This window comes from Streptomyces sp. NPDC048361 (assembly GCF_040651795.1).
Classification (GTDB): domain Bacteria; phylum Actinomycetota; class Actinomycetes; order Streptomycetales; family Streptomycetaceae; genus Streptomyces.
In genome coordinates this window covers 24803-39892 of sequence record NZ_JBEZKW010000038.1, presented here as the reverse complement: position 1 = coordinate 39892, position 15090 = coordinate 24803, and the positions used below count along the sequence as shown (strand labels likewise).

The 15090-nt window shown below is 70.7% G+C and carries 11 protein-coding genes; 7 read left to right on the top strand and 4 right to left on the bottom strand.

All coding sequences use genetic code 11. The annotated features are described in order from the left end of the window. Position 1: 1 nt before the first annotated feature. Positions 2–841: a CAP domain-containing protein gene (locus tag AB0D31_RS21905; RefSeq protein ID WP_362725601.1), complete on the bottom strand. Its 840-nt coding sequence runs from the start codon at positions 839–841 to the stop codon at positions 2–4. A 282-nt stretch (positions 842–1123) separates the two neighbouring features. Here AB0D31_RS21905 and AB0D31_RS21900 point away from each other — a divergent pair, with 282 nt between their 5' ends. The 5 genes from AB0D31_RS21900 (at position 1124) to AB0D31_RS21880 (ending at position 7948) form a co-directional block, all read left to right on the top strand. Continuing rightward, positions 1124–1417, top strand: a complete 294-nt coding sequence (locus AB0D31_RS21900; RefSeq protein ID WP_362725598.1) for an acylphosphatase — start codon at positions 1124–1126, stop codon at positions 1415–1417. Between the two features lie 391 nt (positions 1418–1808). Then, the gene (locus AB0D31_RS21895; RefSeq protein ID WP_267056637.1) at positions 1809–2027 is read left to right on the top strand and encodes a hypothetical protein; all 219 of its coding nucleotides are present in this window, start codon (positions 1809–1811) and stop codon (positions 2025–2027) included. Between the two features lie 198 nt (positions 2028–2225). Beyond that, complete coding sequence (smc, locus tag AB0D31_RS21890) at positions 2226–5783, top strand: chromosome segregation protein SMC (protein ID WP_362725595.1); 3558 nt, start codon at positions 2226–2228, stop codon at positions 5781–5783. A 233-nt stretch (positions 5784–6016) separates the two neighbouring features. Next, a complete protein-coding gene (locus AB0D31_RS21885; RefSeq protein ID WP_362725592.1) occupies positions 6017–7435 on the top strand; it encodes a sugar porter family MFS transporter in 1419 nt (472 codons plus the stop codon). Between the two features lie 120 nt (positions 7436–7555). Continuing rightward, positions 7556–7948 (top strand): phage holin family protein, encoded by a 393-nt coding sequence (locus AB0D31_RS21880; RefSeq protein ID WP_362725589.1) that lies wholly within the window; start codon positions 7556–7558, stop codon positions 7946–7948. Positions 7949–8255: 307 nt separating this feature from the next. Here AB0D31_RS21880 and AB0D31_RS21875 read toward each other — a convergent pair whose 3' ends face one another. Both AB0D31_RS21875 and AB0D31_RS21870 read right to left on the bottom strand, forming a co-directional pair. Then, positions 8256–9278, bottom strand: a complete 1023-nt coding sequence (locus AB0D31_RS21875; protein ID WP_362725586.1) for an LLM class flavin-dependent oxidoreductase — start codon at positions 9276–9278, stop codon at positions 8256–8258. A 71-nt stretch (positions 9279–9349) separates the two neighbouring features. Further along, positions 9350–10804, bottom strand: coding sequence for a cytosine permease (locus AB0D31_RS21870; RefSeq protein ID WP_362725583.1), 1455 nt, complete (start codon positions 10802–10804; stop codon positions 9350–9352). Positions 10805–10997: 193 nt separating this feature from the next. On the opposite strand from AB0D31_RS21870, the gene ftsY reads away from it, so the two are divergent. Then, positions 10998–12203 carry a signal recognition particle-docking protein FtsY gene (gene ftsY / locus AB0D31_RS21865; protein WP_362725580.1) on the top strand — a complete coding sequence of 402 codons (1206 nt, stop codon included), beginning with the start codon at positions 10998–11000 and terminating at the stop codon, positions 12201–12203. Positions 12204–12314: 111 nt separating this feature from the next. On the opposite strand, the gene AB0D31_RS21860 is transcribed toward ftsY, so the two are convergent. Beyond that, complete coding sequence (locus AB0D31_RS21860) at positions 12315–12980, bottom strand: bifunctional DNA primase/polymerase (RefSeq protein WP_362725577.1); 666 nt, start codon at positions 12978–12980, stop codon at positions 12315–12317. Between the two features lie 461 nt (positions 12981–13441). Here AB0D31_RS21860 and AB0D31_RS21855 point away from each other — a divergent pair, with 461 nt between their 5' ends. Further along, positions 13442–14917, top strand: a complete 1476-nt coding sequence (locus AB0D31_RS21855) for a hypothetical protein (RefSeq protein ID WP_362725574.1) — start codon at positions 13442–13444, stop codon at positions 14915–14917. Positions 14918–15090 lie beyond the last annotated feature (173 nt).

Below are 15090 nucleotides of genomic sequence, written 5' to 3'. Positions count from 1 at the left end.
ATCAAAAGCCGAAGTCCTGCGTCCACCAGGGGCCGCCGGGCCCGAAGTGCACCCCTACACCCAGGGACTTGTACTGGCAGTTGAGGATGTTCGCGCGATGGCCCGGACTGGCCATCCAGGCGTCCATCACGGCCTTCGCGTCCGCCTGGCCACGGGCGATGTTCTCGCCGCCGAGGCCCTGCACGCCGGCCTTCGCGGCCCGGTCCCACGGTGTCCTGCCGTCCGGGTCGGTGTGGTCGAAGAAGCCGCGCGCCGCCATGTCGTCACTGAAGGCGGCCGCCAGCGAACCCAGCGCCGGGTCCGCCGCCACGGGGCTGCATCCCACCTGCTCCCGCTCCTGGTTGACCAGGGACATCACGGTCGCCGCCGCCGACACCTCGGCGCTCGGCACCTGGCCGCGCTGAGCGGGCGCGGCGCTCGGCGCGCTGTGGGTCGGAGCGGTCGAGGGGGAGGCGGGTTTCGAGGGCGCCGGGGCCGGGGCCTGCAGCTTCTTCCGCGGGGTGTCCGAGGGGGCGGCCGAGGGGGCCGACCGGGTCGCGGAGGCGCTGGGGGAAGGAGCCGTGGACGGCGTGGACGGCGTGGGCGCGGCCTTGGCCGGCTGGGACGGCGACGCCGAGTGCGACGGCGTGGGCGCCGCACTGGTGGGCCTCTCCGACTCACCGCCCTGGGGCCGCACATTGGGCGTGGGCGCGCTGTCCGTCTGGACCTGGCCACCCGTCGCGATGTCGCCGCTCACCTTGTACGTGCCGCCGCCGGGCAGCAGACCCGAACTGACGGCCACGGCGCCGACGGCCACCGCGGCGGAGACGCCGAGCAGTCCGGTGCGCACGGGAGTGATCATCCGCTTCTTGCGGCGCGATCCACCCGTGGACCGGCCGTCCGTACCCGCGGACCCGTCCGCAGGGACGGGAGCGGCGGCGGAGCGACGATGGCGTCCCATCTGCTGTGCCTTCCTCAATGCCGTGGACAATGCCCGGTCGCATTGCCGCAGGGGGCCCGGCCGCCCCCGAAATGATCAAATGGGCACTAACCCATACGGGTGAGGCTCATTTCGTCGCGACTGTACGCCATGGCCCATGGGGGCGAAGTGCAGCGTGAGCAATTGGCCCGTTAGCGTGCACGTATGAACGACGAAGCGCACGGCGATGTTCGACTCACGGCCTGGGTGCGCGGGCGAGTACAGCAAGTCGGCTTCCGCTGGTTCACCAGGGCGAATGCCCTGGAGATCGGCGGCCTCAGCGGGTTCGCCCTCAATCTGGACGACGGGCGCGTCCAAGTCGTCGCCGAGGGGCCGCGTGAGAATTGCCACCGTCTCCTCGACTGGCTCCGCTCCGACGACACACCGGGCCGGGTCGACGGGGTGACCGAGATCTGGGACACAGTGCGCGGCGGCTACGACGGCTTCGCCATCCGCTGACCCGGGGGCCGCACCCGCGCGGCAGCCGGCCGTGGTGACCCCCCGCATCCGGCTCGCGACCCCGCGCTGACCTCGAACAATCTGCCTGTTGCCAACCCGAGCGCGGCGTGGAAAGCTGCGGAGGTAAGGATGATCTCCACGCCCCCAAGGGTCCCCGACGAGTTCCGTGAAGAGGCAGCGCCGCGTGCTGAGCGGCCGCGTGCCCCCGGATTTCCGGTGGATACGGGGCGTGATCGTGTTGACCGTCAAACTTTTTGGTGAGACTCTGGAAGCCCCGCGCACCTTAGCTGTTTGGCATGAAGAACCGCAGTCAAGTCCAAGCACCGCGGGTGCGATTCCCTCACGACCCACACCGCTTCGGTCGGTCACTCAGTGTGGAGGACCATCCATCATGGCAAAGGCGCTTCTCGGTTACGTCGGCGGTTCCGACCCGCGACTCCTCGCCGAGATGCGACGGCTCCAGCAGCGCGTCCAGGACCTTGAGTCCGAGCTGAACCGGATTCAGTCCGAGAACGACGTGCTGTCGGCTGCCGCCGCTTCGCACCACGGCGATTCGCTGCTCGAAGGCATCGACATCGACGTCCCGCAGGCGGAGCCCGCACTCACCTGATCTTGGGGTGAGAGAGGCTTCCGTCGCTCTCGTCGAGATCGAGAGATCCGCAACACCTGCAATGTATTGCAAGGGACGCTTCGGCGTCCCTTCTTTCTTTCCGCCCGGTGCCACCGGGTCGGCCGCCTTTCTCGTCTGCTCTGATCTTCCCAGGACCTTCCTGGGCGAAACCGGCAGCGAAAGGTAGAGTCCGGCGGCGTGCACCTCAAGGCCCTCACCCTGCGCGGATTCAAATCCTTCGCGTCCGCGACCACGCTGAAGTTCGAGCCGGGCATCACCTGTGTCGTGGGCCCCAACGGATCCGGCAAGTCCAATGTCGTGGACGCCCTCAGCTGGGTCATGGGCGAACAAGGGGCCAAGTCGCTGCGCGGCGGAAAGATGGAGGACGTCATCTTCGCCGGGACGACCGGCCGCCCGCCGCTCGGCCGTGCCGAAGTCTCCCTCACCATCGACAATTCCGACGGCGCGCTGCCCATCGAATACGCCGAAGTCACCATCACGCGGATCATGTTCCGCAACGGCGGCAGCGAATACCAGATCAACGGCGACACCTGCCGGCTCCTCGACATCCAGGAACTGCTCTCCGATTCCGGCATCGGCCGCGAGATGCACGTCATCGTCGGCCAGGGCCAGCTCGACTCCGTCCTGCACGCCGACCCGATGGGGCGGCGCGCCTTCATCGAGGAGGCCGCCGGCGTCCTCAAGCACCGCAAGCGCAAAGAGAAGGCGCTGCGCAAGCTGGACGCGATGAAGGCCAACCTGGCCCGCGTCCAGGACCTCACCGACGAACTGCGCCGCCAGCTCAAGCCCCTCGGCCGGCAGGCCGCCGTCGCCCGCCGCGCCGCCGTCATCCAGGCCGACCTGCGCGACGCCCGGCTGCGCCTGCTCGCCGACGACCTCGTGCGCATGCGCGCGGCGCTCAGCGCCGAGATCGCCGACGAGGCCGAGCTGCTGCGCCGCAAGGAGAGCGCGGAGGCCGACCTCAAAGCGGCCCTGGCCCGCGAGGCCCACCTCGAAGAGCAGGTACGGCAGTTGGCGCCGCGGCTCCAGCGCGCCCAGCAGACCTGGTACGAGCTGTCCCAGCTGGCCGAGCGGGTGCGCGGCACGATCTCGCTCGCCGACGCCCGGGTCACCAGCGCGAGCGCCCAGCCCCCCGAGGAGCGGCGCGGCCGCGATCCCGAGGACATGGAGCGCGAGGCCGCCCGGATCCGCGAGCAGGAGGCCGAACTCGAAGCCGCACTCGAAGCGGCCGAGCACGCCCTGGAGGACACCACCGCCCACCGCGCCGACCTGGAGCGGGAACTTGCCGCCGAGGAACGGCGTTTGAAGGATGTGGCCCGCGCCATCGCCGACCGCCGCGAAGGCCTCGCGCGGCTGCACGGCCAGGTCAACGCGGCCCGCAGCAGGGCGGGTTCCGCGCAGGCGGAGATCGACCGGCTCGCCGCAGCCCGCGACGAGGCGGGCGAGCGGGCCGCCCTCGCGGAGGAGGAGTACGAGCAGCTCAAGGCCGAAGTGGACGGCCTCGAAGCCGATGACACCGAGCTCGCCGACGCCCACGACACCGCCAAGCGGGAGCTCGCCGCGGCCGAGGCCGCGCTGAGTGCCGCCCGCGAGGAGACCACCGCAGCCGAGCGCACCCGCGCCGCCGTCGCCGCCCGGCACGACGCCCTCGCTCTCGGCCTGCGCCGCAAGGACGGCACGGGCGCGCTGCTCGGTGCGCGCGACGCGCTGACCGGGCTGCTCGGCCCCGCCGCCGAACTGCTCACCGTGGCCCAGGGGTACGAGGTGCCGGTCGCCGCCGCGCTGGGCGCCGCCGCCGACGCCATCGCGGTCAGCGGACCCTCCTCGGCCGCCGAAGCCATCCGCACCCTGCGCAAACAGGACGCCGGCCGCGCGGCCCTGCTCCTGAGCGGCGCCCCCGAGGACCAGGACGAGCGGCCGGCCCGCGGTGACGGCCCGCCCCGCGCCGCCGACCTGGTGCGCGGCCCCGCCGAGCTGATGCCCGCCGTGCGGCGCCTGCTCCGCGACGTCGTGGTGGTCGCCACCCTGGAAGACGCCGAGGACCTCGTCTACGCGCGGCCCGCGCTGACCGCCGTCACCGCCGAAGGCGATGTGCTCGGCGCCCACTTCGCACACGGCGGCTCGGCCGGCGCGCCCAGCCTCCTGGAGATCCAGGCCTCCGTCGACGAGGCCGCCGCCGACCTCGCCGACCTGGCCGTACGGTGCGAGGAACTGGCCGGGGCGCAGCGGGCGGCAGCCGAGTGGCGCGGTCAACTGGCCGCACGCGTCGAGGAGTTGGGGGAGCGCAGGCGGCACGCCGAGAAGGCGCGGTCCTCCGTCGCCCAGCAGCTCGGCCGCCTCGCCGGGCAGGCCAGGGGAGCGGCCGGCGAGGCCGAACGGACCGCCGCCGCGGCCACCCGGGCCCAGGAGGCCCTGGAAAGGGCCACCGAGGAAGCCGAGGAGCTGACCGAGCGGCTGCTCGTCGCCGAGGAGATGCCGGTCGAGGAGGAGCCCGACACCTCGGTGCGCGACCGGCTCGCGGCCGACGGCGCCAACGCCCGCCAGACCGAGATGGAGGCCCGCCTCCAGGCCCGTACGCACGAGGAGCGGGTCAAGGCGCTCGCCGGGCGGGCCGAGGCGCTCGACCGCGGGGCGCGGGCCGAACGCGAGGCGCGGGCCAGGGCCGAGCAGCGCCGCGCCCGGCTGCGGCACGAGGCGGCCGTCGCCGAAGCCGTCGCGTCGGGCGCCCGTATCCTCCTCGCCCACGTCGAGGTGTCGCTGGTACGGGCCGAGCGCGAGCGGGCCGGGGCCGACTCCGCCAAGGCCGAGCGCGAGCAGGAACTGACCGCCGCGCGGGGCGCGGGCCGCGACCTCAAGGCGGAGCTCGACAAACTCACTGATTCAGTTCACCGCGGCGAGGTACTAGGAGCGGAGAAGCGGCTGCGGATCGAGCAGCTGGAGACCAAGGCGCTGGAGGAGCTGGGGGTCGAGCCGGCGGGGCTCGTGGCCGAGTACGGGCCGGACCAGCCGGTGGCCCCCTCACCGCCCGCCGACGGAGAGGAGTTGCCGGATGACCCGGACCACCCGCGCAACCAGCCGGTTCCCTATGTGCGGGCCGAGCAGGAGAAGCGGCTCAAGGCAGCCGAACGGGCGTACCAGCAGCTCGGAAAGGTCAACCCGCTCGCCCTTGAGGAGTTCGCGGCCCTGGAGGAGCGCCACCAGTTCCTTTCCGAGCAGCTGGAAGACCTCAAGAAGACCCGGGCCGACCTCCTTCAAGTCGTGAAGGAGGTCGACGAGCGGGTGGAGCAGGTCTTCACGGAGGCCTACCGCGACACGGCCAGGGAGTTCGAAGGCGTTTTCTCGCGGCTCTTCCCGGGTGGCGAGGGCCGGCTTGTCCTGACCGACCCCGGCAACATGCTCACCACCGGGATCGACGTGGAGGCGCGTCCGCCGGGCAAGAAGGTCAAGCGGCTCTCGCTGCTCTCGGGCGGCGAGCGCTCGCTGACCGCGGTGGCCCTGCTCGTCTCCATCTTCAAGGCCAGGCCCAGTCCGTTCTACGTGATGGACGAGGTCGAGGCCGCGCTCGACGACACCAATCTCCAACGGCTGATCCGGATCATGCAGGAGCTCCAGGAGTCCTCGCAGCTCATCGTGATCACGCACCAGAAGCGGACGATGGAGGTCGCCGACGCGCTGTACGGCGTCGCGATGCAGGGCGACGGCGTCTCCAAGGTCATCAGCCAGCGGCTGCGCTGACCCGGGGGCGTCGGCCGTCTCTTCGCCGCACCAGCCCATGTTCAAGTCTTGAACAACGTGGGGCGAGTCCTGCCTCGAAGGTCACCACCTCCCAGGTATTGACTTCGAAACTTGAAGGCATAGTCTCTGCAACGTTGCTTTTACCTTCAAGTGGTGGGTATCCGGAAGGTGTGCACCACTTGTAAGAGTCCCCTCACGTCCGGCGACGCTGCCGGGCGGCCCCAGGAGTACACGTGACCAGTACCGCGCAGGCGCAGGCGTCCGGAGGCGGCCACACCGCACCGGACCACCTCGGCCATGTCATCTTCATCACGGCGGCGGCCGCGATGGGCGGCTTCCTCTTCGGCTACGACAGTTCCGTGATCAACGGCGCCGTAGAGGCGATCCGCGACCGGTACTCCATCGGCTCGGGGACGCTCGCCCAGGTCATCGCCATCGCCCTGATCGGCTGTGCGATCGGCGCCGCGACCGCGGGCCGGATCGCCGACCGCATCGGACGCATCCGCTGCATGCAGATCGCGGCGACCCTCTTCACCATCAGTGCCGTCGGTTCCGCGCTGCCCTTCGCGCTGTGGGACCTCGCCCTGTGGCGGATCATCGGCGGCTTCGCCATCGGCATGGCCTCCGTCATCGGCCCGGCCTACATCGCCGAGGTCGCACCGCCCGCCTACCGCGGCCGGCTCGGCTCCTTCCAGCAGGCCGCCATCGTCATCGGCATCGCGATCTCCCAGCTCGTCAACTGGGGCATCCTCAACGCCGCGGGCGGCGACCAGCGAGGCAAGATCATCGGCCTGGAGGCCTGGCAGGTCATGCTCGGCGTGATGGTCGTCCCGGCCATCCTGTACGGGCTGCTCTCCTTCGCCATCCCCGAGTCCCCGCGCTTCCTGATCTCGGTCGGCCGCGAGGCGGACGCCAAGAAGGTGCTCGCCGACGTCGAGAGCAAGGACGTCGACCTCGACGCGCGCGTCGCCGAGATCGAGCACGCGATGAAGTCCGAGCACAAGTCGAGCTTCAAGGACCTGCTCGGCTCCAAGATGGGCTTCCTGCCCATTGTCTGGGTCGGCATCGGCCTCTCCGTCTTCCAGCAGCTCGTCGGCATCAACGTCGCGTTCTACTACTCCTCGACGCTGTGGCAGTCCGTCGGCATCGACCCGTCGAGCTCGTTCTTCTACTCGTTCACCACGTCGATCATCAACATCATCGGCACCGTGATCGCGATGGTCCTGGTCGACCGGGTCGGCCGCAAGCCGCTCGCGCTCGTCGGCTCCATCGGCATGGCGATCGCCCTCGCGGTCGAGGCCTGGGCGTTCTCCGCCCACCTCGTCGACGGCAAGCTCCCCAACACCGAGGGCGTCGTGGCTCTGATCGCCGCCCACGTCTTCGTGCTCTTCTTCGCCCTGTCGTGGGGCGTGGTGGTCTGGGTCTTCCTCGGCGAAATGTTCCCGAACCGCATCCGTGCCGCCGCCCTCGGTGTCGCCGCGGCCGCGCAGTGGATCGCCAACTGGGCCATCACCGCGAGCTTCCCGAGCCTGTCGGACTGGAACCTGTCCGGCACGTACATCATCTACGCGATCTTCGCCGCGCTCTCGATCCCCTTCGTGCTCAAGTACGTCAAGGAGACCAAGGGCAAGGCGTTGGAGGAGATGGGCTAATCCCCGCTGCCCCGCTCTCCTCTCACCCGACCGCCCCGGCTCGCGCATCGAGCCGGGGCGGTCGGTTTGGGTTTGGTACGGAATTCCTGGGTCCGGGGATGGCGTGCGATTCTCCCGGCCATGGAAAGAAAGAGCAATCTTCCGCTGGTCGGCTCGATACTCGTGGGGGTGGGCGTGGCGACGCTGCTCCCCGGGATATCGCTGCGCGAAGGGTCCTCGCCCGTCCTGGGATTCGTGCTGACCGGCATGGTGTTCGCGTTCATCAACCAGCTGATCTCGTGCTACCCGGACGACATCAGGACCAGCCCGCCGGTCATGCTCCTGATCCTCGGCGCCGCCGGCATCCTCCAGGACACGCTGGTGTGGCTGCTCGCGGAGTGGGTGGGCGGCAAGCTGGACGGCTTCGAGGTCGACGGCTTCCTCACGGCGCTGCTCGGCGGGGTCATCGTGCGGGCGGTGACGCTCGTCTTGCTGGCCCTGAAGCCGCGGAGGGCGTCCGCGGAGCCGGCCTGAGGGGGCTTCCCCCAACCCCGCGAGCTCGCGCCACGCCGGGCGGGACCGGTCGGTGTTGGGTGCCCTGCCCGGCTCCGCGCGGTGGGTGTGATTGGTTGGCTCCGGGTGCCCTACAGGGGCGCGGGGAACTGCGCGACCAGCCACGCACGGTCCGCACGCCGAAGGCCGGGCCCCTGGGGCTCCGCCCCGGACCCCGTTCGCGCCTTGAAGGGCGCTCGTCCTCTCACGCCGGACGGGCTGAGGTGGCCCATGCCGGCCGGTATCGAGTAGTCAGGGCCGCGGCGGCCGGAGTTGACGGGACGGGACCTCACCGGCGCGGCAGCACCCGTTCGCAGAACAAGGTCAGACTCCGCCACCCCTCATCCACCGGCATCCCCCCGCACAACGGATGCAGCACCAGACTCTCCGCGTCGAGCGAGCCGCACTCCTCGGGTGTCAGCACGCGGTAGACGCCCTCCGCGCGCAGCTCCTCCACCGTCGTCGCCCCCGACTTCACCGCGGAGCGGATGTCCTTGGACTGCCAGGACGCATACATCCGCGCCTCGTGCAGGAAGTGCTCGCCGTACTCCGCCCATGTCCGGTCCGGGTCCTCGCTGAGGTGCAGCAGAGGGGTGCGCGCCGCGGGCATCATGCAGAAGCCCTCGGTGCCGTACTCCGCGAGCTTCTCGTTGTAGTACGCCTCGAGCTCCGGCAGGTGCGCGCTCGGGAAGAACGGCAGCCCGAGCCGGGCCGCGCGGTTGGCGGCCGCCCGCGAGGAGCCGCCGACCAGCAGCATCGGATGCGGCTCGGTGAAGGGGCGCGGTGTGACCCGCACCCGGCGTCCCCGGTACGTGAACTCCTCGCCGCTCCACGCCTTCAGGAGCGTTTCGAGCAGCTCGTCCTGGAGCTTGCCGCGCCGGCCCCACTCGACGCCCTGCTGCTCGTACTCGGCGGGCCGGTAACCGATCCCCGAGACCGTCACCAGACGGCCGCCGCTCACCAGGTCGAGGACGGCGATGTCCTCGGCCAGGCGCAGCGGGTCGTACAGCGGGCCGATGATCGCCGAGACGGTCACCGCGATGCGCCCGCCCGTCGCCCGGCCACCGCCCCCCATGGAGGCGCTGCGCGCCGCTGAAGTTCCTTGTGTCGCGCCGAAGACCGCGCCGGCGAAGGCAAAGGGGGAGGGCAGCCAGTTGTTGTCCGTGCCGTGGTGCTCCTCGACCTGGATGGTGTCGACGCCCCGGTCGTCGGCGTACGCGGCCATCTCCAGAGCTGCCCGGTAGCGGGCGGAGAGCGACTGGGCGGTGGCGTGCGGGTCCACCAGATTCATACGGACGACCGTGAACGGCATGAGAAATCCCCCTCCACCGAGCGGGTTCCGTGGGGAACCCCGGGCGAAGGGGGACGGTAGCTGACGGGGCGTCAGACAGCCAGGCTCTCGGCGGACTTGGTGGTCTCGGCGGCCTCTGCCCGCACCACCGGCGGCTTGGGCAGGGCGACGTACAGCAGGCCCGAGATCACGATGGTGGCGACCCAGCCGAGGCCGTACTCACCGATCGGGTTGTTCGCGGAGAGCGGCCCGGTGAACCAGTCGGACTTGGTGAACATCAGGCCGCCGAGCAGGCCGACCGCCCAGGAGGCGACCGCGGCGGGGGAGAAGCCGCCCTTGTACCAGTAGGCGCTGGTGCGGGTGGTGTCGAGCAGCGCCTTCGCGTCGTACTCCGTGCGGCGCAGCATGTCCGCGCCGAACACGCCGACCCACGCCGAGAACGCGACGGCGAGCAGCGAGAGGAAGGCGATGAAGGAGCCCATGAAGCTGGTGGCGACCAGCATCAGGATGCCGCCGAAGACCAGCGAGATGACCGCGTTGACGGAGACCGCCCAGTGCCGGGGGATCTTGAAGCCGAGGGTCTGCGCGGTGAAGCCCGCCGAGTACATCGACATCGAGTTGATCAGGAGCATGCCGACGATCGCGATCAGCAGGTAGGGCACCGCGATCCACAGCGGCAGGATCTCGCCGAGGAAGGACACCGGGTCGGCGGCGGAGGCCAGGTCCGGTGTGGAGACGGCCATGACCGCGCCCATCAGGACCATCGGCAGGACCACGATGCCGGCGCCGCCGATGGAGTTGCCGACGATCGCCTTAGCGGAGGCGGTACGCGGCAGGTAGCGGGCGAAGTCGGGGGCGGAGGGGATCCAGCTGACGCCGCCCGCGGCGATCATGCCGGTGCCCGCGACCATCAGGGAGGTCTTGCCGGCCGGCTGGTGGAAGACGGCGGACCAGTCGGTGTTCATGACCAGATAGACCAGGACCAGCACGGAGAACGCGCCGAACAGGAACGTCGCGTACTTGTTGCACTTCTGCACGACGTGGATGCCGAGACCCGAGATCGCGAACGTGATGACCACGAAGACGGCGAGCGTGATGATGATCAGGAACGTGTTGCTCTTGATCCCGAAGAGGATGTCGAGCACGGTCAGCACCGCGTAGGCGCCGGTCACCGCGTTGATGGTCTCCCAGCCCCAGCGCGCCACCCAGATCAGCGAACCGGGCAGCAGATTGCCGCGCTGGCCGAACACCGCGCGGGAGAGCGCCATGCCGGGGGCGCCGCCGCGCTTGCCCGCGATCCCGATCAGGCCGACCAGGCCGTAGGAGACAATGGGCGCGGCCACGGCGACGACGAGCGCCTGCCAGAAGTTGAGCTTGTACGCGACGACGAGGCTGGCGCCCATGGTGAGCAGCAGCACGCTGATGTTCGCGGCGACCCAGGTGGGGAAGAGCTCGCGGGTTCTCGCGGTGCGCTCCGCATCCGGCACCGGCTCAAGGCCGTGCGTTTCCAGGGTGCTCTGCGCTTCGTCGGTGGTGCCAGTGTTCATGGGGGTGGAGTTCCGTGCCTCTCGCTCGGCTCGACGCTGAGCCGGTGGGGATGGTCGAAGGGGACTCTACGCGCGTTGATGCTTCCTCCTCTATCGTACTTTAATCCGACACCTGCCCCATAATTCCGTTCCGTGCTCGGAGGAACCCACAAAATGGGTTCTCCCGCTGCCCATACCTGATACTGGGACGGTTATGGAATTCGTCATCCTTGCTGTAGTCATCGCCCTGGTCGCGGTCGGCGCGATCAGCGGGCTCGTGGTCAGCAGCCGCAAGAAGAAGCAGCTGCCTCCCACCGCGCCGCCGAGCACGCCGACCATCACAGCCCCGCCCGCCGAACCTCAGGTCGGTGAGGACGCCGCGGAGACGGCGCAGGAACCGCGCCGCACCATCGAGGAGGTCGGCCTTCCCGAGGCGCCCGCCACCCCGGTCGTCATCGAGGAGCCCCTCGTCGAGGCGCCGGCGCTCGATGTGCCCGAGCCGACCGCGGGCCGGCTCGTCCGGCTGCGGGCCCGCCTCGCCCGCTCGCAGAACTCGCTCGGCAAGGGGCTGCTCACCCTGCTCTCCCGCGAGCACCTCGACGACGACACCTGGGAGGAGATCGAGGACACCCTGCTCACGGCCGACGTCGGCGTCGCGCCCACCCAGGAGCTGGTCGACCGGCTCCGCGAGCGCGTCAAGGTGCTCGGCACCCGCACCCCCGTCGAGCTGCGCACCCTGCTGCGCGAGGAGCTCCTGACCCTGCTCGGCCCCGACTTCGACCGCGAGGTCAAGACCGAGGGCGGCGAGACCGTCCCCGGCGTCGTGATGGTCGTCGGCGTCAACGGCACCGGCAAGACCACCACCACCGGCAAGCTCGCCCGCGTCCTGGTCGCCGACGGCAAGTCCGTCGTGCTCGGCGCGGCCGACACCTTCCGCGCGGCCGCAGCCGACCAGCTCCAGACCTGGGGCGAGCGCGTGGGCGCCCGCACCGTGCGCGGCCCCGAGGGCGGCGACCCCGCCTCCATCGCGTTCGACGCCGTCAAGGAAGGCATCGCCGAGGGCGCGGATGTCGTCCTCATCGACACCGCCGGCCGGCTGCACACCAAGACCGGCCTCATGGACGAGCTCGGCAAGGTCAAGCGCGTCGTCGAGAAGCACGGCCCGCTCGACGAGATCCTGCTCGTCCTGGACGCCACGACCGGGCAGAACGGCCTGGTCCAGGCCCGCGTGTTCGCCGAGGTCGTCGACATCACCGGCATCGTCCTGACCAAGCTCGACGGCACCGCCAAGGGCGGCATCGTCATCGCCGTCCAGCGCGAACTGGGCGTCCCCGTCAAGCTCGTCGGACTCGGCGAGGGCGCGGACGACCTGGCCCCGTTCGAACCGGAGGCGTTCGTCGACGCGCTCATCGGCGACTAGCGGTACGTACGCAACGACGCCCCGCCGCACCGGTCAGGTGCGGCGGGGCGTTCGTATGGCCGGCCCGCCCCGGCCAGGGGCGTTCGCGCGGCCGGGGCGGGTGCGGGGCGCCTACGCCGCCGAGCGATGGCAGATGTACGCCAGCGTGCCCAGCAGGAGGCGGGCCTGCGGGGGACGGGTCGCCTTGTCCAGGGAGGGCGGACGCAGCCAGTTCACCTCGCCCGAGGGAGGCGCCGGTACATAGCTGCCGCGCGGCGGGCAGCGCAGGTCGAGGACCGCGTCGTCCCAGCCCATCCGGTAGAGCAGCCCCGGGAGTTCGCCCGAGGCCCCCGGGGCCACATAGAAGTGGGTGCGGCCGGTGGGCGTCGACGACACCGGACCCAGCGGAAGCCCCATTCGCTCAAGACGCACCAGCGCCCGCCGCCCGGCGGGGGCCGCCACGTCCAGGACGTCGAAGCTCCGCCCGACCGGCAGCAGTACCGACGCGCCCGGGCACCGCGACCACGCCTCGCTCACCTCGTCGAGCGTGGCGCCGGCCGGGACCTCCGGTGCGAAGGAGAGTGGATGCGCGCCCGGCGCGGTACAGGAGGAACTCCCGCAGGAGCACTCGCCGTTCAGGGCGCGGGCGCCCGGAGCGACGTCCCAGCCCCACAGGCCGGTGTATTCGGCCACCGCGGTGACCTCGCTCGTGCGGGACGTCCGTGTGGAGCGGCCGCGGCGCCAGGAGCCGGGCCCGGTCTCCCTGATACCCCGGCTGCCGCCGATCGTGAAGCCCATGCCCCCTCCAACGGGTCTGCCGCGTCCGTGGTTACGACGCCAGTGACATAGTCGTGACGATCCGGAGTTTTCCCGTCACATTCCGTCTCCGCCAGGTCGGACACGGTCGTGAAAGGGGTGGTGCGATGTGCGCCGTGCGCCCCGGCTCACTCCGCTCCACCCGACGCTGATCGTCATGTGTCAAGTGAATCGCGCCCGGCCGCAAGGGAGTTCATTCGAAGGGGTGGCGAATGGTGGCGTTTCCTCAATCGCCATGGCCGGACGGGTGATCGTAGGATTACTGTCGGTGCACAGGCCTGGGGGGTATACGCACCCGCGGGTATGCCGGGGGCAAGCCGGTCTCCGGTCCGAGCGGGTGCAACCGCGGGACAGGAGGCCCAACTAGCGGCATTCTGATAGGGGTTCGCGCAATCGACGCACAACCGACGCACATGAGGCTTCAGCAGATTGGGGGCGTCCCAGTGGGCGGCAGTGGGGCTAGTGGTACGAGCGCCGGCAAGCGCCCCAACGAGCAGCTGAGTTCGTGGTTCGTACGGAGCGGCTGGTCCAAGGGCGAGTTGGCGCGCCAGGTCAACCGCCGGGCACGCCAGATGGGCGCGCACCACATCAGTACCGACACCTCCCGGGTGCGGCGCTGGCTCGACGGCGAGATGCCGCGCGAGCCGATCCCCCGGATCCTCTCCGAGCTGTTCTCCGAGCGCTTCGGCAGCGTCGTCGCCATCGAGGACCTCGGCCTGCGCCAGGCCCACCAGTCGCCCTCCGTGTCCGGGGTCGACCTGCCCTGGGCCGGCCCCCAGACGGTGTCGCTGCTCAGCGAGTTCTCCCGCAGCGACCTGATGCTCGCCCGGCGTGGCTTCCTCGGCACCTCCCTGATGCTCGCGGCGGGCCCCGCCCTGATCGAGCCCATGCAGCGCTGGCTCGTGCCCTCCCCGGCGAGCGAGCCCGGCCCGCCCGAGACCGCCGCGAGCGCCCGCCGCCCCTCCCGGCTCTCCAAGCCCGAGCTGGAACTGCTCGAATCCACCACCGCCATGTTCCGCCAGTGGGACGCGCAGAGCGGCGGGGGACTGCGCCGCAAGGCCGTCGTCGGCCAGCTCCACGAGGTCACCGACCTGCTCCAGGAGCCCCAGCCGGCCGCCACCGCCAAGCGTCTCTTCCAATGCGCGGCCGAACTCGCGGAACTGGCCGGTTGGATGAGCTACGACGTCGGCCTCCAGCCCACCGCCCAGAAGTACTTCGTGCTCGCCCTGCACGCCTCCAAGGAAGCGGGCGACAAGCCCCTCGGCTCGTACATCCTGTCGTCGATGAGCCGCCAGATGATCCACCTCGGCCGGCCCGACGACGCGCTCGAACTCATCCACCTCGCCCAGTACGGCAGCCGCGACTGCGCGACCGCCCGCACCCAGGCCATGCTGTACGCCATGGAGGCCCGCGCCTACGCCAACATGGGCCAGCCCAGCAAGACCAAGCGGGCCGCGCGGATGGCCGAGGACACCTTCGGTGACGCCGGGCTCGACGGCGAGCCGGAGCCCGACTGGATCCGCTTCTTCTCCGAGGCCGAGCTCAACGGCGAGAACGCCCACTCCTACCGCGACCTCGCCTATGTGGCCGGCCGCAGCCCCACCTACGCCTCGCTCGCCGAGCCCGTGATGGGCCGGGCCGTCGACCTGTTCGGCAAGGACGACGAACACCAGCGCTCCTACGCCCTCAACCTCATCGGCATGGCCACCGTGCACCTGCTCAAGCGGGAGCCCGAGCAGTCGACCGTCCTGGCCGAGCAGGCCCTCAGAGTCGCCAAGCGGGTCCGCTCCGAGCGGGTCAACACCCGGCTGCGCAAGACCGTCGACACCGCCGCCCGCGACTTCTCCGACGTCGCGGAGGTGGTCCGCATGACCGACCTGCTCACCAGGGAGCTGCCCGAGACGGCCGAGGCCGTCTGAGGCACCGGACGTCGCCCCCGACGGCGACGGCATACAAAAGACGCCGGCCGCGACCTTCACCCCGTTCTGCCCGACTCGGCTCCCCCACGCCAGGTCAAGCGGGTGAGGCCGCGGCCGGTCCGGTGCCCGCGGGACCCACCGGGACGGCCGTCCCGCACTCCCGCCGATCCGGC